Source organism: Paenibacillus sp. fava2 (genome assembly GCF_058313675.1).
Window position 1 is genome coordinate 1773329 of record NZ_CM177755.1, and the last position, 25832, is coordinate 1799160.

Genomic DNA, 25832 nt, shown 5'->3' on the forward strand with positions numbered 1-25832 from the left:
CATGGGGTGGTTACTATTTATACTTTTTGGAAAAAAGGAAAAGGATGTGAGAGTGTGTTAATTTCGAAATTTGAGCAGGAAGTGGAGAAAAACCCAGATCAAATAGCTATTAAAACTTCGGAACATGAGATTACATATAAAGTGTTAAAGCAAAGTGCTGATGCAGTAGCAAATGAAATTATTCACTATACATTTGCTTTGGAAGAAAAGAAAATTGTTGCTCTTTTGTTTGAGCATGGTAAGGATATGATTATAGGAACCATTGCTGCTCTAAAGGCACAATCAATATATGTACCACTAGATCCAAGCTATCCAATACAACGCTTAGCTTATATGCTTGAGAACTCTGAAACAACTTGCATTGTCACAAACAATCAGAATGTTGAGTTGGCCAGATGTCTAATCCAAGAAGCAAGGGCAGACATACAGATAATTAATCTGTGTGAAATGGATTTGGAGTATTCTGCAGAAATTATTAATCGAAAAATTTGCAGTGATGATATTGCATATATTTTATATACATCTGGTTCAACCGGAAAACCGAAAGGGATTTTTCAAACGCATAGAAATGTACTGCATTTTATAGAATGCTACAAAAGCACTTTATCTATAACTAATGATGATAGAATGACATTATTTTCTGCTTTTAGCCACGATGCCGCAATTATGGACATTTTCGGAGCATTATTAAACGGGGCAACGTTGTATCCATTGAATATTAAGCATGATATAGGAATTGGTGATCTTGCAAGGTGGCTCGAACTGGAACAAATCACAATCTGGCACTCGGTGCCAACGGTGTATCGATATTTTATTAATTCACTGACGAAGAAAGAAAAGTTCAGTACGTTACGTTTCATTGTTTTGGGTGGGGAAAACGTTCTGTTAAATGATATTGAGACATTCCAAGAAATATTTACAAGTACTAGGTTAGTGAACTTATACGGGCAAACAGAATCTTCGTTTAACTCGGCGCAAATGTATGCGGGTGATTCGGATATTAGAAAAGTAACTTTAGGGAAAGCAGTACAGGAAACGGAAATCTTAGTGGTAGATGAGAATCGAGAAGAAGTATCCCCGTTGAATATTGGAGAAATTGTTATTGTGAGCGATTATGTAGCTCTTGGATATTGGAAGGATGAGGAACGGACCCTGGAAGCTTTTCAATATAGCCCCTATGTAGGGAAAACATATTGGACTGGAGATTTGGGGAAATTATTAGCAGATGGAAGTATTGAATTTATAGGACGTAAGGGCTCACAAATTAAAATAAGAGGTTACAGAATTGAAGTTGAAGAAATCGAAAATAATTTATTGCAAAATGAAATGGTTAAAGAAGCAGTTGTCGTTGGTAAAAAGGATGCAGAAGGCTATGATTCTCTTTGTGCTTATATAGTTTCAGATGAAAAAATAACTTCAGGTTACCTGTATGAGTACCTCTCCACAAGAATACCGGACTATATGATCCCGTCCCACTTTGTCCAGCTGGAAGCAATGCCGGTCACCCCCAATGGAAAAATAGACCGGAAGGCACTGCCAGAGCCGGATGGCGGTGTGATTACAGGAACAGCGTATGAAGCGCCGAGAAATGAAATGGAAGTGAAGCTGGCCGGGATATGGAGTGAAGTGCTGGGGGCAGAACGCATTGGCATCCGGGATAACTTTTTTGAGCTCGGGGGACATTCCTTAAAGGCGACTGTACTCATTTCAAAAATACATAAAACATGCAACGTGGAAGTGCCGCTTAGAGAACTGTTCAAGTCACCGACGATCCAAGGGATCAGTGAGTATATTACAAATAAGGAAACAATGAGCCTGTATGCCTCGATTGAGGCTGTGGAGAAACAGGAAAGCTATGAAGCGTCTTCGGCACAAAAGAGAATGTATTTGCTGCAGCAATTTGACCTGAAGAACACGGGATACAATATGTCTGGAGCGCTGTCGATAGAAGGCCTGCTGGAGGTAGAACGTCTAGAGGCCACCTTCAACAGCTTGATCCGGAGACATGAAACCCTGAGAACCTCCTTTGAAATGAGAGAAGACAAGATTGTCCAAATTGTAAATGATCCGGTTGACTTGCTTCTGGAGCGTTACGAGGCGGATACAGAACAAGAAGCAGATGAGATCATCGGAGAATTTGTGAGGGCCTTTGATGTGAGCCGGGCACCGTTGCTGCGGGTGGGGCTAATTCAGCGGGAAGAGAACAGACATCTTCTGCTGTTCGATATGCACCACATCATCTCCGATGGGGTATCGATGGGCGTATTAATCGAAGAATTCGCAAAGCTCTATGAAGGCGATGAGCTGGAGCCGCTGCGGATCCAATATAAAGAGTATGCGGCCTGGCAGAACAAGCTCTTACAATCGGAAGAGATGGAGAAGCAGAAGGAATACTGGATCGGGCGGTACAGCGGTGAAGTGCCTGTGCTGAACCTGCCGACCGACTATGCAAGACCGCTGATGCAGAGCTTTGAGGGAGATAGTGTCCGGTTTGAGCTGGACCGGGAACTCACGCAGGGATTAAAGCGTGTAACCCAAGAAACAGGAAGCACGATGTATATGGTGCTGTTATCAGCAGCCAACATCTTATTGTCCAAATACTGCGGACAAGAAGATATTATCGTGGGCAGCCCCATCGCGGGAAGACCGCATAGCGATCTGGAGAACCTGATCGGAATGTTCGTGAATACCCTTGCGCTAAGAAACTATCCGCTGGGAGATCTGAGCGTTGAAGAATTCCTTAAGTCAGTCAAGGAAAGTGCATTACAAGCGTATGAGAATCAGGATTACCCGTTCGACGAATTGGTAGAGCAGCTGGATATACCAAGGGATATCAGTAGAAATCCGTTGTTTGATGTTATGTTTACGATGCAAAATTTCGATAGGGCGGAGATTGAGCTCAAAGAGCTGGTATGTAAGGACTACGGGCAGAAACAGAAAGTAGCCAAATTCGATCTAAACCTGTCGGCAGCAGAGGCGGGTGAAACGATTGAAATCGACTTTGAGTACAGCACGGAGCTGTACACGAGAGAAACGATTGAACGAATGGTACAGCATTATGTAAATATACTGAAAGCCATCACGGGGGACCGGAAAACCCGGCTGCAAGACATCGGGATGCTGACAGAAGCCGAAAAGCAGAAGCTGCTCTACGAATTCAACGATACCTGTGCGGATTACCCGAGAGACAAGACCGTGCAGCAGCTGTTTGAGGAGCAGGTAGAGCGGACACCGGAGCAGGTCGCGGTGGTCTTCGAAGAGGAGCAACTCACCTACCGGGAATTAAATGAGCAGGCGAACCGGCTGGCCCGGACGTTAAGAACCAAAGGGGTAGGGACCGATACGATTGTAGGCATTATGGTGGAGAGAACAATAGAAATGATCGTAGGCATCATGGGAATTTTGAAAGCAGGAGGAGCCTACCTGCCGATCGACCCGGCCTACCCGCAGGAAAGAATTGAATACATGCTGAAGGATAGTCATACCGAATTTCTGTTGACACAACCACGGTTATTAAAAAAAATGAAATTTCAGGGTGAGTTATTAAATATTCAAGATGAAGGAATGTTCTCGGATATATCGGATAATCTACCCATTATGAGCACTTCGGAGAATTTGGCCTATGTTGTTTATACTTCAGGCAGTACCGGAAATCCGAAGGGGGTTATGGTAGGTCATAGGGCGTTAAACAATTTTGGAGCAGGTGTAGGTGATAAAATAGAATTATCGTTATATCGAAACATTCTTTGCTTAACCACAATTACATTCGATATTTTTGCTCTTGAAACATTAGTTCCTTTGATGAAAGGAATGGTGATTGTTTTAGGCAGTGAAGAAGATCAAACTGATGCCTTAAAATTAAATAATATTATTATTAAGAATAGAATTGAAGTATTGCAAATCACTCCTTCAAGGTTAACATTGTTAATGTTAGATGAAAGCTTTAAGGTAGGTCTGAATTATCTAAAAGCAATATTGGTGGGAGGAGAGAGCCTTCCAACATATCTGTTTAAAGAACTCAATAATTACCCGAATCTAAAAATCTATAACATGTACGGTCCTACAGAAACTACAGTATGGTCATCAGTAGGAGAACTCACCTGCAGTAAAACAATAAATATTGGCAAGCCAATAGCAAATACACGGATGTATATAATAGATAAGCATAAAGCTATGCAGCCAATAGGTGTTGCAGGCGAGTTGTGCATATCAGGTGACGGTTTGGCTGAAGGCTACTTAAACAGAGAAGAACTAACAAATGAGAAATTTGTAGAGAATCCTTTTGAAGAGGGCTCTAGAATGTACAAAACAGGTGACCTAGCAAGATGGCTACCCGATGGTAAAGTTGAATGTTTAGGAAGAATAGACCATCAAGTCAAAATACGGGGATATAGAATAGAGCCTGGAGAGATCGAAAATAATTTATTGCACTATGAAGGAATAAGAGAAGCCGTAGTCCTGGACCAAGAGGATGCACATGGTGTCAAGTACCTTAGTTCCTTTATAGTCTCAGAAAATGAATTCACAGCAGGGGAATTGAGGGCACATTTATTGAAAAATCTCCCGGATTATATGATACCGTCGTATTTTATCAGATTGGATAAGATGCCGCTAACATCAAACGGGAAAATTGATAGGAAGTTGTTGCCAAAACCAAAACGCAACCTAGTGCTAGAAACGGAATTCGAAGGACCGAGAAATGAAGTGGAAGAGAAGCTTATAGAAATTTGGGGAAATATATTAATGCTCGAAACCGTAGGTATAAACGATAACTTCTTTGAACTAGGAGGAAACTCATTAAAGGTCGCAATGTTAGCCGGAATATTATACAAGGAATTCAATGTGGAATTACCATTTAATATTATTTTTGCGATACCGACTATTAAAGAGATATCCGGATGCATACGGAATAAAGAGATTTTTGGGAAATATAAAAACTATTCAGAAAGTCGGATGGTAACGAGCTTTAATGAGTCAAGCACAATTACCCGAAAAATGTTCCTCTTCCCTCCTACACTTGGATATGGATATGTGTACAGCGACTTTGCTAAACATGCTGAGGGTCTGACTATTTATAGTTTTGATTTTATTGAAGATGAAAATAGAATGAGAAAATATGTTGAACAAATCACTAAGATTCAAAGTGAAGGGAAATATATATTGATGGGACATTCAGCAGGAGGCAATCTAGCCTTCGAGGTGGCGAAGGAATTAGAAAAGCAAGGATTTGAAGTGAGTGATCTAATATTATTAGACAGTGAACTGAGGGATGAAAAGCTTAGTGTAACTCCAAAGGACTTTAACGTATTTGAGGAAGTAGTTGAAGCTGTGCGCTTAAATATAAATATACCCTATATGGTAAATCAAATTAGTGAAAATGTTCAAAATAAAGTAGAAGCCTTTGTCCCTTATTGGAATGAACTTATTAATAGTGGAGAAGTAAATGCAAATATTCATTTTATTTTAAATGCCAGTGAGCATCTTAACGAAGAGGCATTCAAAACAAAATTGAAGAAGGTGAATAAATGGGGGGAGTTAACTAAGTCAAGTTTCAAGATGTATCAAGGTTACGGGGAACATGGGGAGATGGTTGATGGTGATATTGCAAGACTAAATGCTGAAATTATTAATGAAATTATAATGAAGTAAATTATCTGATTGGAACAGAAACCTTAATGTCCCGATCCTGCTGGTTAGTTTAGTTTAGAAACTCAGAATCTCATCAGCACGGGTGGGGTAATTAATGGTTGTTGAATCTGCAACGGCAAGAAAGGCCATCCTTTTTGGAATGGCCTTTCTTGTTTATAGGGTTGCATCTAGATCAAGTACCCTGTCATTTGTAATATACCTATATTAATTTGCAGTCTCCAGTAACCTAGAAACAATTGTCGCAAACTCTGCTCTAGTAATATCTTTTTCAGGCTTGAATGTATTGTCTGCGTAGCCTGTAATAATATTATTGGCTGCTAGTGCGTCAATGGAAGCATAATACCAGGCATTTTTTTGAACATCTGTGAAGGATACATTTCCAGTACCTGTTAGCTTAAAGGCTCTAGTTATCAGCACCGCTAATTCACTGCGGCTGATCTTATCATCCGGTCGGAAGCTTCCATCACTATATCCGTTCATCAAGCCAGATCCGGCAGCTGCACCAATAAAGGTATTGGCCCAATGCGTTGAAGATACATCCGTAAAGTTACTTGCTTGTCCTTCAAGTCCCATGTGAGTTGCAATGACCTTGATAGCTTCGGCACGGGTCAGACCTGCATTCGGACGGAAGGTACCATCGGCATAACCCGTCAGTAATCCCTTGGCAATAAGCGTGTCAATGCTTGCCTTTGCCCAATGATTCAGTGTATCTGCGAAACTGACAACTTCCGGCTGAGGTGCTGGTGTTTCTGTAGGCGTTGTTGTTGCTGGCGGAGTCGTTGTGCCTACTCCAGTACCTGGAGCCGGGTTGGTTGTTCCGTTATCTATTGGAGGATTAGTAGAGTTAGAAACGTATTGAAGTGCCGGAGCGAATGTTGTAAGGATTCTGGCTTTACTCTGCTGCTCAAGTGCATAGCCCATCCCGAGAATTTCCGCATCATCCCATGCTCTGCCAACAAGCTGCATAGAGATAGAATATCCGCTGTCATTCGTCCCTACAGGAACTACTACTGTAGGCAATCCGACAGTAGACGTTAGTACGCCTGTTCCACGGTCAGAGCTTAATTGGGAAGCCGCTGCGTCATTGTTATATACGTCACTAATAAATCCTGCGTAAACAACAGCATCCACTTTATTATCGTCCATCCACTGTTTGATAACTTCCTTATAGTCCGTTCTATACTTGATATAGTCTTGAACAGCCTGTTCAGTCATACGGGTTGGAGTATTGTACGCTCTTTGATTATAAATAAGCACCTTATCTGAAGCCAGTACACTTGCTCCATCAATGTAAGGGAAGTCTTCATGAAGCTCAATATACCGTGCCCAGCCTTCAGTAGATCCATTAATTCCTGATGGACGACTAGGAGCTGATGGTAGTGCGGACATTTCAACCATTGTCGCACCGGCTGCTTCAAGCTCTGAGAACTTATCCATTACGGCTTGTCCGGTGTCATCATCGGCAAAGGTAGAGACAAAGGAGGCAGGGATATACCCGATTTTCTTGCCCTGCAATGCAGCTGAATCCAGAGATTCCTTCCAGTCAGCCGGACGCTTATTATCAGCATCGGCAGTCACTGTAAAGATATCCTTTGGATCTGTACCCGTTGTAGCATTTAAAAGAATAGCCAGGTCCGTTACTGTTTTGGCAATAGGGCCTGCATAATCCTGTCCCCAGGTGAGCGGCATTACACCAGTAACACTTGCTATACCGTCTGTGCCACGGAAGTTAGTTAAGCTTCCGCCGGTAGCTGGTGCATAAAGAGATACCCCTGTTTGTGATCCCATTGCCGCTGCTGCGAAATCAGCGGCAACAGACACGGCCGATCCTCCACTGGAGCCAAAAGAGGTTTTGGAGGGATATAGCGCATTCCATGTCTGCATCCAGCCGCTTTCACTAAAGCTTCCGCTATTAGCAAACTCGGAGGTATTGGTCTTGCCAATAATAACAGCTCCGGCTTCTCTTAGTTTAGCAACCTGGAAGGCGTCAGAATCAGGCTGCCAGCCTTCGAGAGCCTTAGTACCGCCTGTAGTCGGCATATCTTTGGTATCATATATATCTTTAATGGCAATTGGAATCCCCAGTAGATCACCTTTTGCGCCTTGTGCCCGGGCATCGTCAGCAGCTTTGGCCTGGGTAAGCGCCGTTTCAGATACATGCAGGAAGGCGTGTAATCCCATTTGACCTTCATCGTAAGCCGTGATTCTATCTAAATACGCTTGAGTAATCTGAACAGAAGTCGTTTTACCATTTATCATATCCTGCTGCATTTGTGCAATGGACTTATTCGTCACATCGTAAGGGGATGAAGTTACTAATGCTTTGGCTGCAGGCGCATTTGGAGTAACCAGGCTATCACCAGTATCAAGTCCCTCAATACCAGATATATCCCAGTTACTGATGGAACGAATTTGTGCGTTGGTTAATCCGGTTACATCCAGCTGACTATTAAGTCCATTTAGCATAGTAACCAGGTTGTTCAATCCTTCTTCACCGGCTTCTCCAACTTGTACATAATGTACAAGGGATTTCGACTCGCCTGGCCTAATATTTAATGTATTAATGAACCCATAGAAATTCGCATCATTTCCTGACTTAGCTAATGGTGTTGTGAATGGATCCTTTTGCTGATTACCCAGACCGGTTAAGCCATTATTAAACGGAGAAGGAGAGCCGACCGCAATACCAAGCGGTTTATTGTTTCTGGCGCTGCTGTCTACAACAATCCATGAATCATCAGTAGTTACCTCCAGGTCATTTGAGTAGGTTGCCTTTACTACTGATGCATTTGCCGCTGTACCATAGCCTAAAGAGCCGCCGAAAGATACATCGACCTTTACAGCTTCCGTATTAACATTAGTAAATGTATCAAAGAATCTCGTTCTATTAGTTTTTGTATCTACATACACCGCTCGAGTAACCGTTACATTTCCCAGATTTACAGACTGAGTTGAAGTGAAAGTATTAACGCCATCGAATTTCAAGTCAAACCCGCGCATCATTTGGCCATTCATCAGTGAGGCCGAAGGGGAGGACACCTTTACAAAAATATTACCAAAGCCTTGTACTTGCGTAGTACCCACTGTACGTAAGCTTCCTGTGTCTAAGCTGGGAGCAAAAGCATCGTGAATCTCCCATACTGTGCCACTCTCTGAAGTGACTCTAGTTAAAGCATCCGCTGTTTGAAACGGAATGACTCCCGAAGCCATTACGGATAACGCAATGGAAGTAGCTATAACTTGCTTTTTTCTCCGCTTATTTTTTGATGGTGAATATTCAGATCGGGAGGAACCAGAACGATTTCTTTCAGTTTTACGCAGACGTTTTAACTTATTCATTTTAGCAATCTCCTTTTCCTCTATGTATATTATTAATTCATGTTAGGGAATATAACACTGTTAATCTTTTCAGTCAATAATTAATATAAATTTTAATATATTTCAGGCTTTTGGTCTGGAGAAAAAGGGTTTGATTATCATTTTTCATATTAAATAGCATTTTTGAATGTAGGTTACCTAACATATAATGATATTTTTGAGGGGGGAATCTTTTTGGATGACACCAAGAACCGGCAGGGGAGAGAGGACCCAGCGGGATATTGCCAAGGTTTAAGAGACTTCCCGGAGTTATGTTTCGCGGATAGAGGAGAGGGCGCTGATGAAGCTTTATCATGAGTTTTATAAGGCGAAGTGGTAGCTAATAAATAGCCTGCAGGAATGAGAAGTTAAATGTCTCGATCCTGCAGGCTATTTATTCTATTATTTTATATACTAAAAGCTCTTTATCGACAGATTTTTTGACTATTTGCTATTGTACAGGCACTGTGAATTCAAGCTCGGGAATATATACTTTATTTTCTCTGGAGCGGATATACGGCTTTACGGTGACCGTTTCCGGCGTGGCCTCCATCGGCTCAAACATGGTTGTATAGGATAAATAATCCCCTTCACCCGAACTGCTGCCTCCAATAAATGCCGGGGTTCGCCCCTGCTCATCGGTAAGATCAAAAGCAATATTAAGGAACCCTGAAATTTTATATTTTTCCTGAATCTTTTGCTGAAGCTCCCGAATGTCTTCACCGGGCTCACCCTTAATCTCGACAATCAAACGCGTCGTCGTTTGGCTAAGCTCAATTCGCTTGATTTTCATGTGGATCTGATCGTGTGTCTTCATCTCTGCCGGGGTCAGCACGATACTGTTCGCAGTATTCTTTTTCACCGGAATATTGAATTCATAATCCTGATTAAGCTGTGCTAGTCTGACCACCATGGAAAAATCGAACTCGTCGGGTACCTCTACCGATTCAAAGGTGGTGACAATGAGGGAGTCAGGGGCCTGCTCTCCGCCGGAGGAGAATCCCCAGCTGGTATTTACCAGCTCGCCGTTGATAAAAAAGTCGATGTTGTTCACAAACCCTTCCGGACTCTGCTCGCTCCCCCACAAATCATAAAAAGTTTCATTCGTGTCCTCCGGCATATCACGGGTCAACACCAGAGATAAACGGCTCCCGTCATACATTAGTTCGGAGATACTAAGCGTTACTCCTTGATGGGTAACCGTCTGGTGAACAGCGGCAGTCATCCCTTTTTCATTCGCGTTTTGCAGCCCGAGGTCTCCCGCCAACCGGAATACACTGTCTACGAAGGGGATTTGTTTCAAGGTTTCTGCCATCGCAGGTGATATGAATCCCAAACTGATGAAAAGAATGCCTGCAGCCGCCACACTTGCCGTTGTAATCATAACAGTCCGCAGCCAGCGGCTTTTTTTCTTGACAGGGACAGGCTTCGGAGGCACACTGCTCAGCATCTGATAGGTTTGCTCCATACGGGCACGTACTGATTCCGGCATCTCTTCAATCCTCTGCTCTTTCAAAATTCCCAGATCAAGCTCAAGTTCCGGATTACTCATGCGTTCACCTTTCTTTCTGCGGGGTCTGCAAGCCATCCATATAACGTTTTTCTTGCCCTGTGCAGCCGTGTCTTGACTGCGCTCTCGGACAGCTCCAGGATGTCTGCGATCTGCTGCAGCGGAAGATCCTGAAAATAATGGAGGATAATGATCGTCCGCGACACTTCCTCCAGCCGGTAGACCGCTTCGCGAAGGTCGATAGCTTCAACTTCGGTGGGAACCGTTTGCCTCTGGGGCGGTTCGGCCATAGTGATATTCTGTGCTCGCTTACGTAAAATCAGATTGCATTCGTTAATCAAAATACGAAACAGCCATGTTTTGAAAAAATAGGGGCTGTGCAGCGTTGAAATAGCCTTGTAAGCCTTCAATACCGTTTCCTGCATCGCGTCTGCACAATCCTCATCCTTCTTCACAATGGATTTCGCCACATTGTACATTTGCAGCTCCATCCCTTTCACAAGATGGATGAAAGCTTCCTCATCTCCTTCCTGCGCGCGCCTGACTTTTTCCTCTTGATCAATATCCAACCGTCAGCCTCCATTCTCTATGAGGTCTTATAGTTCATTCGGTGTCGCCGTTTCTGATGATTAGATGTACGAAAAGGGTAAAAGGTTACATCTATCTTCTTATATTCAGGTAACTCAATGTCAGAAAAGGGAAAAAAGAAGACGCCGGGGATCGTGCCCGGCGTCTTCCCGTATTAACTGAAGGATACATTTATCGCTGCTCGGCATACCTCCACCAGACAAATGTTCCGGCTATTCCGGCTATTCCCGTATACGCAAGAATCATTATACTGCTCAGATTTAAAGAACCGGTGCTTTGAAATACCGAGGGAATGGTCCATGGAAAATAGGGAGCAAATCCAAAAGAAGCCAACACACTGGAGAGAATGACGATGATCAGGATGAGTCCCAGTGGCGCGAGGTATCCCTTGGTCACATTGGCCAAAAGCGTGCTTGGTGCAGTAACAAAAATGTACAAGAGTGATGTTAAAAGGAACCTCAAGAAGATACTCCAAATGAAAGAAGCTGCCCCGCCTTCAACTCCCAGGATAGCCCCCGCTGCAAAGCCTACGGCAAACATATAGATGGAAAGTAACAGGCACCATACCAGAATGACAAGAAATTTGGACAATACTATTTTCGGTCTGGAAACGGGCTTGGCAAGCATATCTTTAATGGTTCTATCTGAAAACTCCCGTCCAAATACCCATGCCGCGATAAAGGTATATCCTATAAGTCCAAGCGGGGCAAGCGTGTCAAGCAATTCGGTCAAATACTGTTCCCAATGGATACCGCCGGCGTCACCGGATAAAACAATGCCTACTCCCATCATGATCGGTCCAAAGCCTAAAACCAGAAACATCAGCCAAAACACATTGGCGCGGATAATCTTGCGGGTCTCACAATATAAAACAGAAAATATACTCATTATTTATTCCCCCTGGTCATACCAATCGTGCGGAGAAAATATCCCTCCAAATCCTCCGTAATCACCTGAAGCGAGGTTGGCGGCTGATTGCATTTCACCAGCAGTTCGGCCAGCCGCTCAGGACGATCCGCTGCGTGTTCACCGGTTAATTTAATAAAACCGTCTATAGTCTCCTCAAATGCATAACCGTGCTCTACAAGCACCTTCTTTAAAGCATGCTTGTCCCGGCCGCCTACCACTAAGCTTTTCTGTAAGGATTGCTCCAGTTGATCCATAGCAACTTCTTTAACAAGATGGCCATGATGAATGATTCCAATGCGTGTGGACACTTTCGCGAGCTCCTCTAGCAGATGGCTGGATAAAAAAACAGTTACGCCGAAATTTTTCGCCAAGTTATATAACATATCACGTATCTCCGCCACGCCTGCGGGATCAAGGCCATTGATCGGCTCATCCAAGATTAGAATTTGCGGATTGTGAAGCATCGCTTTGGCAAGTCCCAGACGCTGTTTGTTCCCTAAAGAGAGATGCTTTGCTTTCTTTTTTTTGTGCGGCTCAAGTCCCAGCTTATAGATAACCTGATGTACGGAATCTTTGTCAGGCACCCCTTGCATTCGCCTTGCGATGTCAAGATTCTCAGCTACAGTCAGATCAGGATAAAAAGTAGCCTCCTCCAGATATCCAACGCTGCTCCATAATTTATAGTTTCCGGCATGGACCTGTTCACCCAACATATAGAGCTTGCCGGAGGTTGGCTTCAGCATTGCCAGGAGCAGCTTTATGGTCGTTGTCTTCCCTGCGCCATTCAGTCCCAAAAATCCGAATATCTCTCCCCGGTGCACCTCCAGCGAAAGATTATTTAATACGGCATAGTCTCCATAACTTTTGTGCACCCCGTCAATTTGTATAGCGGGTGTCCCGGCACTCTTATTCTTTGATAATATTCGCATAGCCTTTAACTCCTCCGTAAAAAATGTGATAATCCTTACAATTCATTTTTACATTCAAAGATAAAGCTGCTTTAAAAGAAAAATAAAGGTTTATAAAGAGGATATAAAAAACTATAAAACGCAAAAAAAAGGCTGCTGCCGGGTGTGAACACCCAGGCAGAAGCCTTTACCTTTGTTGCAGAAAGAAGAAGGGAACTAATAAATCAACGATATGCCGCCAGGGGAAGGCTGAACCTGATCCCCAAACCGCCGTATTCGGAGGCGTAGGCAGCAACTTCGCCCCCGTGATGTTCAATAATAGATTTACAGCTTGCAAGGCCCAGCCCCAGCCCTCCCTTTTGGATTTGCCGCGATTTATCCACAGTGAAAAATTTAAGGAACAGTGAAGAAATATCCTTATCCGGCACTCCGACTCCATTATCCTCGATTTGGAAGTAAGCATAAGGTCCTTCCACATATCCGGTCATATACACCTTCAGCTCATTTTTTCCTCCATATCTTACGGCGTTGCTAAAGAGGTTGCCGAAAACCCGGCGGATCATCGGTTCATTGACCATCAGCAATATATTGTCCGTGAATGAATGGCGGTAAGCAAGCTCATAATCAAGTCCGGCCAGCTCGTACTCATATTCAAAAGCAATTTGTTCAAATAATTGTGATGCTTGTACAGGTGCGGCTACCATGGATTCCAGCTCCAGCTTTTCTTTGGTGAAGCTGGAGAAATCATTGATAAGCTCGACCATATAGGCTGACTTCCTTTGAATCAATTCATAATATTCCTGCTTTTCAGTTTCAGGTAAGTCCTTATGTGCAGCAAGCAGTTCAGTAAAACCGTTAATGGATGTCAGGGGTGTTTTCAAATCGTGGGCAATCGCCGCAATCATATCGGTTTGCTCTCTGTGGGCAAGCTGAAGTCTATGCTCCATTTTATTGAAGTGTTTATAAAGTTCTCCGATCTCGTCGTTACTCCTCAAAGCCAGCGGAGGCATCGGATGTGCAATATTTACTTCTTCCAGCCGGGTATTTAGCAGCCGTATGGGTTTCTCTATGCAAAAATAAATGTAGATAATCAGAATAATAAATATAAAGAGCGCTATGGCAAATATGGGCAGAAGCAAGGCTATATACTGTGGGTCCAGCAATGAAGTGCTTATAGGCGAATACACTGCAAATACGAACTTCAGGTACAATCCAATGGAAAACATCAAAATGATAAACATCAGAAGGAATAGAAGAGGGAGCTTCATTTTCAGTTTCATACTATTGCTCTCTTTCCGTATATTTATATCCTATGCCCCATATGGTTGTAATAAAATTTGATTCAGGCCCCAGTTTTTTACGGATATTTTTAATATGGACCGTTACGGTATTTAACTCTCCGTATTCATCTCCCCAGACATTTTCATAGATCTGCTCACGAGTCAGTACCTGATTGGGATGACGCATAAGAACAGACAAAATTTGAAATTCCTTCGTAGATAAGTCGAGCTTCCTGCCATGCAGAAAGGCTTCAAATGTTTTATCGTTCAAAAGGAGCGGAGCATCCGCCTTTTCGTTACCGGGACTGAGCTCTTCCCACTCTTTAAACAGCCTGTCCACTTTTCTGAAATGGGCCTTTATCCTGGAGGCAAGCTCCTGAATGCTGAAGGGTTTGGTCATGTAATCATCTGCTCCTATTTCGAGACCGACGATTTTATCAATGTCCTTATCACGCGCACTTAAAAACAGGATCGGAGCATTATAAGATGCTCGGATGCTTCTGCAGACATCATGTCCATCCATATCAGGCATCACGATATCCAGAACGATGAAATCAATGTGGTTTTCTTCCAATGCAGCCAAGGCTTCTTTTCCGGAGTATGCCGGAATTACTGCAAATTGCTCGTACCTTAAGCTCTTTGTGATGAGTTGTACGATTTCTTTATCGTCGTCTACAACTAATATTGTTTTTGACATCTTATTCCTCCAAGCTTCTATACCCAGTAGCCGTCATCCCAAAATATTTTTTGAACGCATTACTGAATTGTTCCGGTGTGGCGTACCCCACTTGTGCTGCGATTTCGCTAACTGGAGTGTCCGTTGTGAGCAGAAGACGTGAAGCGGTGCCCATTCGCGCCTGCAGTTTCTTATCTTTGAAGGGCATGCTGTATTGCTTGTATACCATCCGCTCCGTCTGTCTGGTGCTTAGCCCCAGCTGGTCAGCAAGCTGCTGAAGTGTAATGGAATCGTAATGGTACAGGAAGCTGTTTTCGATCATTAGCAGTCTGCTGTCGTCAAGCGTCTTCAGCGGAAGGACTTGGGTGGACGCGCGATTCGTACTGTATTGTCTGATCACCCGGATTACAATCATCTCAAGAAGGTTAGTTGCCATATGATGAACACCGGCTTGCTCCAGAGAGAGCTCATCCGCAAGCATTTCAAACAATCCGAGCAAATTTCCGCTGTCTGGTCCGATCCAGAAGGGAGTGGACAGGAGCAGCTCCGGAAGAGACGGCTCATTCACGAAGGTTCGCTTGACCAGCGGGAGAACGGCGTTACCTGGCAAAATCTCAAAAAAGATGCAATATTCCGCCATCGGATCCTCGGGATGAGGGATCTGTTCATGAGCGACCTCCGGTCCGGTCACATATATCGTGCCGGGGGTGATTGCATAACGTTTCCCCTCTGCATACAGAATGCCCTGACCGGCCGGAATATAATGAAGCTCATAGCTGTTGTGGCTGTGGCTGTGCTCAGGCATCGGCCTGTAGAAATAGCCGAATTTGACATACAATACGTTCAGCGCCATTCCCTCAAGGTTCAGCTTGATATCCATATGATCAATGTTGATGCTGGGTAATTTTATGCCCACAGACGTTCCCTCCTGTAAAAATGCGACATCTTTCCGGCTCCCTTGTCATCTCTAAGGATAACGAATCTAAACGCCCATTGATATAATTATTTTGCATTCAGACTCAGCCGTTCAGGAGGATAACAGATGACAAGACGCATGTATCAGAAAGGGAACTACGCTAACACGTATACAGAGGTTCCTGCCGTCAATCCCGGTAATGCGTGGCGGGAGGGCATGATCAGCGGAAACGGGGAGAACGGGTATATCACCTCCGGCTCACCGTACTCGGACAGCTTTATTTTTCAGTACATGTGGTTTAACTTTCCTTCCAGAGACCCCAGAGACATTCCGAAGGAATTAACCGCTCAGCTCCCGGATGCCCGGCAGAACGTCTTTAGCCAGAACGATAGCTGGAAGATTACGGACAAGGACGGCGGGACGCGGAAGAGAACCTTTTACTATAGCTACCATCCGGGACATCAGATCAGGGTTAACATACCCGATAAAGGAAGTTTGTACGGTTATGAGAGATGGACGAACTATGAAACGGCAGAGACGGGAGTGCGCTACAGTGATGATAATGGGGAGTGGGTCCGCACATCTTTTACCTCCAGGGAGGATAATGTTTCGATAACGGAGATCACTTCATCCTCTACGGGGGCCAAGGTTAACTTAACTCTCTCCATAGATGACATTACAGCTTTGAGCGGGGCATATGCTGGCCCTAACGATTTGAAGGCACTCCAATATAAAAAGCTGGCGGATTCTAGTGCGGATTATCTCGCGCAGGTTGTTCATTACCCGTCCTATCCGGGAAGTGAGCTGGCCTATGGGGGATACGCAGGCTTGACCCGGGTTGTTGTGGTTAACGGTACTAAGGAAAAAGTACTGCTGGCTGACAGCGGCGATGAACCGATGAATGTGTCCGGGACAGCAACTCCAGCGGTTCAGGTTAAGGATGCCGATGCCGTATATCTCATTACACGCTCTAGTAGAACGCATTCCATGGGGAAAATAGAAGATTTCTCCGCAATGACACAATACGATATTGTAGACCAGCTCTTCCAAGACACGAATGCAGTTGTGCAAAAATATTCGGCTCCGGGCGTCGGGTTCGATTATGATGCGGCTCTTGCGGCCCATTCAGAGAAGCATTCAGCAGAGTTTAACGCAGTCAGCTTCAGCATTGAAGGCGATGAGCAGGATAAGGACGCTAATAACCTGGCCTTAATCCATGCGCAAAAGTCAACTCCGAAAAAAGTCAACCCTGCTTTTATGGAGCAGGTGTATAACCAGGGAAGGTATGGCATGATCTGCTGCAGCGGTGCAAGCGCACCGCGCTTGTATGGAATGTGGACGGGAGAGTGGAATCCTGGCTGGCGCGGGATTTATACGCTTGATGCCAATGTGAATTTGCAGGTTGCCGCCATGAACACGGGCCATTTGACACATGCCCAGCTTGGATATATTACTTTTTTCTTGAGGAACACTCCCGATTTTGAATATAATGCGCGGATGGCGTACGGCATGCATGATGCGCTGCAGGTATCCGTTAACTCTGACGGCGACCGCGGGATGCACGTGGAATATGACAATGATTATCCGTTTGAATACTGGAATGCGGGGGCCAGCTGGTGTCTTTTGCCTATCTATGAGTACTGGCAGTGTTACGGCAATCAGCAGATTCCGATTAACGATAACATGCGGTTCGATGAGCTGAAACCGGTTCTTGGTGTTCGTGATGGAGGCCTGAATGATGAGGAGTTCGCACAGCTTAAGGATAAAGGCTATTTGAATCTTGCAGAAGATATTCTGCTCCCCCTGCTGACCAAGCAGGCTAACTTCTGGGAGCAGCTCTGTACGCCGGAATACTACACGGATGTTCACGGCAATGCATGTCACCAGCACGGCAAAACCGCGCTAAATCCGGGTGAAACATACCTGATTATTCCGGCGTATTCACCCGAAAATCATCCCATCGGCTACAACAGCACCATTACAGCTAATGCCACTATGGATATTTCAGCCGCACGGGATGGTCTATCCATGGTTATCGCAATGGAGCAGGCAGTCAAGAGGGAAGGCTATGAACACGCAATTGCTAGATGGGAGTCACTGCTAAAGCTGCTGCCGGATTATAAATACGATTCGGACGGTGCCTTACGCGAGTGGGCTATGAATGAATATATGGAGAATAACAACCATCGGCACTTGAGCCATCTCTATGCAGCATGGCCTGCCTATGAAACGCAGAACAATCCGGGGTTGGCCCGGGCTGCCAAGACTGCGATTGTCAACAGGGACCAGTATAATACCGGCGATGATACCGCAGGGCATGGCTGGATGCATAAGGCGCTGGTTCAAGCCAGGCTGAAAAATGGTGACGGAGTGCTCTCCTCACTGCTTCCGATGATGCGGGATGCCGGGTACTACAGCTCCTTGATGACAGATCATGATTCTAACAGAAGGTGTAACTGCTACTGTTCAGACACCTCCTTCGGCACAGTGGCAGCCGTCAATGAAGCATTAGTATTCTCGAATACCGGGGAAATAGAGGTTCTTCCGGCCTTGCCTTCCGATTGGCAAACCGGCTCCATAAATGGACTTATGGCAAGAACAACAGTCGAGGTGACGGTCTTGTCCTGGGATTTGCCCGCGAGAACGGTACAAGTGACCTTGAACTCTCTCAGGGAGGATAATACCATCCGCTTAAAGCTAGGGCTTCCATGGACAAAGGCTGTGGTTAACGGGAGTGAAGCCAAGGTGGAACAGAATGAGCATGGGGAATATATTCAATTATGTCTTAGTGCAGGAGTAAAGAGTGATGTTGTGTGGCAGCTGGTTGCCGAACATTAAGGCGAGATAAAGTATAGCTCTTGAGAGCGGGAGACAGCAGCATGTTGGCTTAGTATAAGAAAACCGCCTTGTTCACCAAGGCGGTTTATTGAGTTGTTGTCTTCCGTCAATAGTAGTCATTTTTAACGACATACTCCGATTTTACCTGATTGCCAATCATCATAAGCATCCTGATGTTGCTGCGCGAATAACTGTGGAAGTTCATTTCGGGAGAAGTATCTCAGTTCCAGAGTTTCGTTACCATCAATGGTGAGTTCACCTTGTACGGGTTTACATTGGAAGAAGAACGTAATGGTCTGAGCCCTATCACCACTGGAATATTGATGACAATACTTTGTGTACACACCAATCATGTGTTCTACTTCGACTCTCAGTCCAGTCTCTTCGTAGATTTCTCGAATCGCAGTTTCTTCGGCAGATTCACCTAATTCCATTGCACCTCCTGGAAATCCCCAATGATCACTGTCACCTCGTCTTTGCAACAAGACCTCATTACGCTCATTGCATATAATACCTCCAGCAAAGTTGAGGAAGATTAAGTCATGTCCAACTTTGTTTCTAATCCACTTTATATAATTGGTTACTTCTGTCATATACTCTCCCCAATACTTGAATATCGAATATCTGTACCTGTAAAAATATCTCATATTATTTTAACACATATTGAATTAGAACTATCCTGCTGCGAAGAATGGATCAGTAATGATCTATTTCGAAGCAAGGAGCGTAGGAGCAGGCGCTGGTGCCGCAAAAAACATAAGTATTCAAATTGTAAACTTAATGTTCACAGAAGAGATAGGGCAGGATTGGAATAATGCAAGGGGAGTCCTACCGTCAGCCCGATATTCCCGGTGCCTGGGAAGCCAGGGGATCCTTTATATCAAGACTGCGCAGATGAGGATTGGTCAGGCCGGTGGTCAGGCATACAGCAAATAGGGCGGCAGCAATCCCGAAGCAAATGGCCACACCGATTCGGTCGGCCAGAATCCCTACTCCGCCGTAGGTTAACGGGATGGAGAGGTTAAAGGCCATGGAGCTGATGCTGTTGACGCGTCCCCGAAGCTGAGAGGGAACCAGGAGCTGAAACAGGGTGCTCATCGGGATTACTGTGACAGTCACGCCAAAGCCAAGGAGCAGGTTGCCAAAGCAGGCAGGCCAGAGTGCAGAAGATATTGCGATTACTCCCATGCCAAGGCCTTGGATCCCCAGACCGCAGGAGAACCAGAGACCGATTCGCCGCGGGGATTGGCTGCCGACAAAGAGTCCGCCCAGAAGCAGACCGGCTCCTATAGAGGCATTAAAAATACCAAGTTCGCGGGAGCCGCCCCGCAGCAGCTCCCCGATCAACATGGGGGGGAAGCACATTGCTTGGACCCAAGGCAATATTGCTGAGTGTACCGAGAAGGATGAGCAGCAGCAGGGCGGTCTGCCTCCGCAGCCATCCCCAGCCCTCATGGATTTCCGCGAAGATGGACAACCCGGCAGCGCCGGATGGCCTCCCGGTCTTACTGTGGAATTTAATCCGCTGAATCAGGAAGAGTGAGAGGATGAAGGATACCGCATCTACAATTACGGCCCCTGAGTTTCCGATGGAGGCCACCAGTATTCCGCCCGTAACGGTACCAAGAATACGGGTGATCTGCAGTGAAACGGACATCAGTGAATTGGCCGAGATAAGATAGGCTTTATCCGCGATGAGCTCGGGCATCAGGGAGCTCTGTGAAGTCCCGAACAGATTGCCCATGATCGATAGGGTGGCTGTAATCAGATAGATATGCAGCAGTTGCAGCTGTCCGGTTAACATGAGTACAGCAAGGGTTCCGGTTAGCAGGGCCTGAGCGGCATCGGAGATCTGCATTAGGATTTTTTTGTTTAACCGGTCAACCCATGCGCCGATGAATAGGCCGAGGATCATTTCCGGCAGGAATTTGGTGACGATCACAAGCCCGACCTGGAGCGAGGAGCCGGTCATTGAGTATACGAGCCAGCTGATGGCCAGATTGTATAAGGAATCCCCGAAGAAGGAGCAGGCACGGGCCAGCCATAAATAGCGGAAGTCCGCATTATGCTGCAGCAGAAGCCTGTAACTAGGCTTGCTTACTACGGATTTCAACTGAACACTCCTCCTCTGTCCAAGGCTTTACATACCTCGGTGACCTGCGGCTGCTTCAGCCGCAGAAACCGGCTGCTGATACAGTGCTGCCATAGCTTGGTATGGAACTCTAGCTGTGAGGAGTGCCGAAGCAGCTCCGTTAAGCTTAAGCCATGCTCGAACATCTGCAAAAACCCGAGCATCGGTGCTGGAAACGGGAAAAGGGTACCGTCACGCCGGACGAACAGCTGCTGTTCCAGCGGCTCCATATAGCTTGGAGCGTCCGGTTTCCATTGCTGAAGCAGCTCCGTTATATTTTGCGCAGTGACTGCCTTTCCTTCGCGTTCGGAAGTATCAAGGATATTATCCAGGTTCTTTTTGCTGAACAGCTTGTGTACTGGAAGGTGATAACTTCCCTTGAGGAGATAACCGTTTAATTCCATGACTGTGTCTGTGTTAGCGGGCGTATGATCTGCACCTCCAATGACGCTCAGGATATTGGTTCCGAACCAGTCATGGTAGAACATCGAATGCGCAGTATCCACTCCCCCCACCCAGGGACGGTCCAGCAGACCTCCCCGCAAAGCGGCTTTGGCTTGTGTTAGCTCTTTCGATCCGCAGCGTGAAGTGTCAGCTAGTAAATCCTTAGGCTCATTGTAATACAGCCGCCATGTGACATCCTCCCCCTCAAATGGCCGGACACCATGAATATTGAAGCGCTCCGGCTTCTTGGCTATTATAGCGCCTTTGGTTAAGACGAACTGGCCGAGTCCGCCAAAGGTCCAATGCCTGGTATTCTCCTGCAGAAAATCAACAGAGCTCAGAGCGTCTTCAACCGTTTCGGTAGGGAAGCCGGTAAAGCCCATAATTTGCACGCCGATGCCGGCTTCGCTGAACATTTGAATCGTTTCCTGCAGCCGGTCGACCTTGGTTCCTTTATTAATCAGATTGAGGATCCGCTGGTTGCCGGATTCAAAGCCGACCGAGATGGCGGTACAGCCGCTTTGATGCAGCAATTCGCAGCGTTCCGGTGTCCAGTATTCCTCAAGCCGGATCTCGGCTCCCCAGCGGAAATCAAGCCCTTCTTCCAGAATGGCCGCTGCAAGCTTCAGGAGCAAAGCAGGAGAAAGCACATCCACTGAAAAATATATATATTTGTAGGTGACGGCAAGCGTCCTCAAATCTTCCATAATTTTATCCAGCGGGTATTGCCGCCAGGGACTGGTAGGCGAATCGGTATTCAAGCCGTAATCACAAAAGGTGCACCGGTTCCAGTAGCATCCCCGCGAAGGAGAATAGTATATGAACGGATACGGGGACAGGTACTTTTCCCAGGGCAGCTTGCTGTACTCCGGTGCCGGAAAGGAGCAGATATCCTCGTATTTGATTTCAAGCGTGAAAGGATCAGTCACAGCCTGATGCCTTGGGTGCAGGGCAATATTCGGAGACAGGGGTATAGAGGTATCGTGCTTCAAGGCCTGGAGAATAGAGACAAAGGCACTTTCGCCCTCACCGATGATGCAGGCATCTGCAGAATCAAATACCGCATAAAAATCTTTTCTGTCCAAAATGTATTTCCAGTAATCCGAGACGGCAGTACCGCCGAATATAATCCGGATTTCCGGACAGCTTGTCCGGATGTGACGTGCCATGCTGAGTGCGAAGGGGATTTGGGCGACATAGGTGATGCTTATGCCAACGAGGGAATAGCCGCCTGTACTAATGGCAGGGATCAATTCTTTGCTATAATAATCAGTGAACGGCCGGGAGATCACTCCGGTGATTTCAGGATCACGCATATCCAGCGAGCTGAAAATAATAAAAAATCCACTGGTCGCCAGGCTGAATCCCCGGAACTGCCCCGGGAAGCCCGTTAAAGATAAGGCATCCATCCAGAGCATTACGGTCTCGACGGCGCTTGTATACAGCGTGTAGTCAAAAAAGGCTGCTTCATTCCTGAACGTATGCAGTGCGGACGGAAGCTCCTTAGCGAAGTTCATGCCTTGTACTTTGAGCGAGTAATAAAGCTCCATCTGTTCAACAGGCGTAAGGTGCTCCCGTACCTGAAGCTGTGCAGTCCGTTCATTAATAGCCTGCATCGTTCTTTCGATCTGCTCAGGAGTTGTGGTATATAGCCATGAATCAATATTGCTGTCAATAATATCGATATCGGTAAATCCGAATTGCCGCGCATAGCCCGCCAAACAGCAAAGGCTGTGATAACCCGAGGTAGGATCGCTGACAGGCGGGTAGATAAGCGCAGTTTTTACCATTTCATGACCTCCATATTAAAGAGAATACCTCCCCAATTGAAAGAGTCAATGAGGAGGCCGGGCTGCGGAAAGCGGTTAGTGGATATTATTGATGTTGTTCTCGCGTGTAACAACGCTGTCAAATTCTTCGGTGACCTCCAGAATGGCTGCGAGCAGCTCCTGTTCTTCCTTTTTCATATGATCTCACCTCCTTTGGGTATTAAAGAGATTATATGCCAATAAATACCATTTAATATATGAGCTAGCAGATTGACGCTAAATTTTATAACAGATAAACTATTAATTTGGATAAATATGAGATTTTATGGAAAGTGAGGCAAGTAAATGATAAGAGCTTCTGAAGATGACCAGTATTATGAGCTGTCGAGTCCGACGATTCTGCCCAAGGCTTCGGGCTTCCTGTGGAATGAGCAAATGATGATCCATATGAACTGCCGGGGGTATGCGGTAGCCCAGTTTATGCAGCCTGAGCCTGCGAAGTATTCGTATGCCCCGAATCTGGAGGCCAAGACCTTTATGCAGCCGGAGCAGCCTTACTATGCCCATCATCCCGGCCGGTTTGTCTATGTGAAGGATGAGGAGAGCGGTGAGCTGTTCTCTGCTCCGTACGAGCCTGTCCGCATGCCTCCGGATCACTATACCTTTGCTGTAGGTAAACATAATATTGTTTGGAAAATAGAGAAAAACGGCATTGCCATTGAAATGACGCTTAGCCTGCCCAAAAATGAGCCCATGGAGCTGTGGCGGGTGAAGGTGACCAATCTGTCCTCTGCTGCCCGGAAAATCAGCATCTATCCCTATTTCACCATCGGGTATATGTCCTGGATGAACCAGTCCGGTGAGTATAAGGAAGCTCTGCAGGGGATCGTAGCTACAGCCGTCACACCTTACCAGAAATATCAGGACTATGACAAGATCAAGCACCTGAAGGACAAGACGTTTCTTCTTGCCGATCAAGCGCCCGTAGCCTGGGAGGTAAATCAGGAAGCGTTTGAAGGAGAGGGCGGAATCGGCTCACCATCTGCACTCAAAAGCGGACTGCTGGCCAACGGAGAAGCACGTTATGAAACGCCCGTAGCCGTTCTTCAGTACAGCATCGGCCTTGCTCCGGGTGAAGAACGGGAATACCGTTTCGTGTTTGGACCCGCTCATGATGAGCAGGAGATTGCTGCTATCCGTCAGCGGCTGTTCCTGACTACCAACGCAGCCGGTGAAGACGGATTTGTGCTCGCTGAGGAGGAGTATGCGGAATACATCCGGGAGGGCAGAGGCTGTATCGAGATATCTACTCCAGATGCGGATCTTGATAATCTGGTTAACCACTGGCTGCCCCGGCAAATGTACTACCACGGCCAGACGAACCGCCTGACGACAGATCCACAAACCCGGAATTATCTGCAGGATAATATGGGCATGAGTTATATTAAGCCGCACATGGCGAGGGAGGCCTTCCTGACAGCCCTGAGCCAGCAAAATGTAAGCGGAGCCATGCCGGATGGTATTATTTTGCACGAAGCGGCTGAGCTAAAATATATCAATCAGGTTCCGCATACAGATCACTGCGTCTGGCTGCCGATCTGCCTCATTACCTATCTGGAGGAGACGGATGATTACACCATTCTCGAGGAGCAGGTTCCTTACTCGGGCGGAGAGGAAACCGGCTCTGTCTTCGAGCACATCGACCGGGCGATGCACTGGCTGATTCATGAGCGGGACGGACGAGGCCTGAATTACATTAATCAGGGTGACTGGTGTGACCCGATGAATATGGTCGGCTATAAGGGTGCAGGTGTATCCGGGTGGCTGACGATCGCTACGGCGTATGCTTTTATGATCTGGGCAGACATCTGTGAACACTGCGGCCGGCCGGAGATCGGGAAGGCATTCCGTCTGGCTGCGGATGAGACGAATGCGGTAGTCAATCAGTATTTCTGGGACGGCGAGTGGTATGCGCGGGGAATCACCGACGACAATGTTGTGTTTGGCATAAGCGAAGATAAGGAAGGACGAATCTTCATTAATCCGCAGGGCTGGGCGCTGCTCAGCGATGCGGCCGATGAGGAGAAGCGGGAGAAGCTGATGAGATCAGTCCGCGAACAGCTGGAAACCCCGTATGGGGTGGAAAAGCTGGCACCCTCCTACACCGCTATGCGGGAAGATGTGGGCCGGGTAACACAAAAGCATCCGGGGACAGCCGAGAACGGGGCGGTCTATAATCACGCCGCAGCGTTCTATATTTATGGCTTATATGCAGTGGGCGAGCAGGATGATGCCTACCGGCTGCTGCGCAAAATGCTTCCGGGACCTGACATCGAGGACATCATCCAGCGGGGCCAGCTGCCGGTCTTTATTCCGAACTATTACCGCGGAGCTTACAGACAGTTTCCGAAGACGGCCGGACGCTCCAGCCATCTTTTTAATACAGGAACCGTGCCGTGGGTATACCGCTGTCTGATTGACGGCCTGTTCGGATTACAGGGTAACCGTGAAGGATTGCGGGTGCGGCCGCAGCTGCCTTCGGATTGGAATGAGGCTGTAGTTAAACGTACCTTCAGAGGCGCACAGTTGCATGTTGAAATGAAGCGTGAAGCCGGAGTTACGGCTGCAGAGGTTTATCTGGACGGTGAGCTTGTCCGGGACGGTGTCCTTAAAGGGCTGGAAGCAGGGGGACAATATAAGGTACTTGTTAAGCTTCCGGCAGATAATGCCTGAGGTGAAATTACGAATGAGAAATAAAAGAAGGCAAGAAGCGGAATCCCGATATGAAATACATGAGCCGTTCAGCGTATGAACATATTAATCCGGTCGAACGTGGAATGACAGCAGATAATTTTGA

At 46.2% G+C, this 25832-nt stretch carries 15 protein-coding genes and 1 pseudogene; 4 read left to right on the forward strand and 12 right to left on the reverse strand.

Features of this window, described 5'->3' with window-relative positions; all coding sequences use genetic code 11:
* The first annotated feature begins 54 nt into the window (after nucleotides 1-54).
* Nucleotides 55-5649 (forward strand): amino acid adenylation domain-containing protein, encoded by a 5595-nt coding sequence (locus AC4G46_RS07570; RefSeq protein ID WP_491127383.1) that lies wholly within the window; start codon nucleotides 55-57, stop codon nucleotides 5647-5649.
* Nucleotides 5650-5853: 204 nt separating this feature from the next.
* On the opposite strand, the gene AC4G46_RS07575 is transcribed toward AC4G46_RS07570, so the two are convergent.
* A complete protein-coding gene (locus AC4G46_RS07575) occupies nucleotides 5854-8988 on the reverse strand; it encodes an amidase family protein (protein WP_491127384.1) in 3135 nt (1044 codons plus the stop codon).
* Nucleotides 8989-9220: 232 nt separating this feature from the next.
* On the opposite strand from AC4G46_RS07575, the pseudogene AC4G46_RS07580 reads away from it, so the two are divergent.
* Nucleotides 9221-9346, forward strand: a pseudogene (locus AC4G46_RS07580) (sigma factor-like helix-turn-helix DNA-binding protein); the annotation flags it as partial.
* 111 nt (nucleotides 9347-9457) lie between these two features.
* Here AC4G46_RS07580 and AC4G46_RS07585 read toward each other — a convergent pair.
* From AC4G46_RS07585 to AC4G46_RS07615, 7 genes are all read right to left on the reverse strand, one after another.
* Nucleotides 9458-10558: a DUF4179 domain-containing protein gene (locus AC4G46_RS07585; protein ID WP_491127385.1), complete on the reverse strand. Its 1101-nt coding sequence runs from the start codon at nucleotides 10556-10558 to the stop codon at nucleotides 9458-9460.
* Nucleotides 10555-11079 (reverse strand): sigma-70 family RNA polymerase sigma factor, encoded by a 525-nt coding sequence (locus AC4G46_RS07590; RefSeq protein WP_491128814.1) that lies wholly within the window; start codon nucleotides 11077-11079, stop codon nucleotides 10555-10557. Before AC4G46_RS07590 ends, AC4G46_RS07585 begins: the two co-directional genes overlap by 4 nt.
* 196 nt (nucleotides 11080-11275) lie before the next feature.
* A complete protein-coding gene (locus AC4G46_RS07595; protein ID WP_491127386.1) occupies nucleotides 11276-11992 on the reverse strand; it encodes a DUF2705 family protein in 717 nt (238 codons plus the stop codon).
* A complete protein-coding gene (locus AC4G46_RS07600) occupies nucleotides 11992-12942 on the reverse strand; it encodes an ABC transporter ATP-binding protein (protein ID WP_491127387.1) in 951 nt (316 codons plus the stop codon). The genes AC4G46_RS07595 and AC4G46_RS07600 overlap by 1 nt, the downstream gene beginning before the upstream one ends.
* Nucleotides 12943-13145: 203 nt before the next feature.
* On the reverse strand, nucleotides 13146-14201 hold the full coding sequence (locus AC4G46_RS07605; RefSeq protein ID WP_491127388.1) for a HAMP domain-containing sensor histidine kinase: 1056 nt from the start codon (nucleotides 14199-14201) through the stop codon (nucleotides 13146-13148).
* A gap of 1 nt (nucleotide 14202) precedes the next feature.
* Nucleotides 14203-14898, reverse strand: coding sequence for a response regulator transcription factor (locus tag AC4G46_RS07610; protein WP_491127389.1), 696 nt, complete (start codon nucleotides 14896-14898; stop codon nucleotides 14203-14205).
* A gap of 1 nt (nucleotide 14899) precedes the next feature.
* The gene (locus AC4G46_RS07615; protein ID WP_491127390.1) at nucleotides 14900-15793 is read right to left on the reverse strand and encodes a helix-turn-helix transcriptional regulator; all 894 of its coding nucleotides are present in this window, start codon (nucleotides 15791-15793) and stop codon (nucleotides 14900-14902) included.
* Nucleotides 15794-15919: 126 nt separating this feature from the next.
* On the opposite strand from AC4G46_RS07615, the gene AC4G46_RS07620 reads away from it, so the two are divergent.
* Nucleotides 15920-18631: a glycosyl hydrolase family 95 catalytic domain-containing protein gene (locus AC4G46_RS07620; RefSeq protein ID WP_491127391.1), complete on the forward strand. Its 2712-nt coding sequence runs from the start codon at nucleotides 15920-15922 to the stop codon at nucleotides 18629-18631.
* A 122-nt stretch (nucleotides 18632-18753) separates the two neighbouring features.
* Here AC4G46_RS07620 and AC4G46_RS07625 read toward each other — a convergent pair whose 3' ends face one another.
* The 4 genes from AC4G46_RS07625 to AC4G46_RS07640 form a co-directional block, all read right to left on the reverse strand.
* On the reverse strand, nucleotides 18754-19224 hold the full coding sequence (locus AC4G46_RS07625; RefSeq protein ID WP_491127392.1) for an NUDIX hydrolase: 471 nt from the start codon (nucleotides 19222-19224) through the stop codon (nucleotides 18754-18756).
* A 241-nt stretch (nucleotides 19225-19465) separates the two neighbouring features.
* A complete protein-coding gene (locus tag AC4G46_RS07630; RefSeq protein ID WP_491127393.1) occupies nucleotides 19466-19981 on the reverse strand; it encodes an MFS transporter in 516 nt (171 codons plus the stop codon).
* A complete protein-coding gene (locus AC4G46_RS07635; RefSeq protein ID WP_491127394.1) occupies nucleotides 19929-20744 on the reverse strand; it encodes an MFS transporter in 816 nt (271 codons plus the stop codon). The genes AC4G46_RS07630 and AC4G46_RS07635 overlap by 53 nt, the downstream gene beginning before the upstream one ends.
* Nucleotides 20741-22996 (reverse strand): B12-binding domain-containing radical SAM protein, encoded by a 2256-nt coding sequence (locus AC4G46_RS07640; RefSeq protein ID WP_491127395.1) that lies wholly within the window; start codon nucleotides 22994-22996, stop codon nucleotides 20741-20743. Before AC4G46_RS07640 ends, AC4G46_RS07635 begins: the two co-directional genes overlap by 4 nt.
* A 324-nt stretch (nucleotides 22997-23320) precedes the next feature.
* On the opposite strand from AC4G46_RS07640, the gene AC4G46_RS07645 reads away from it, so the two are divergent.
* Entirely contained in the window at nucleotides 23321-25708 is a 2388-nt protein-coding gene (locus tag AC4G46_RS07645) for a GH36-type glycosyl hydrolase domain-containing protein (protein ID WP_491127396.1), read from the forward strand.
* The last annotated feature ends 124 nt before the right edge of the window (nucleotides 25709-25832 follow it).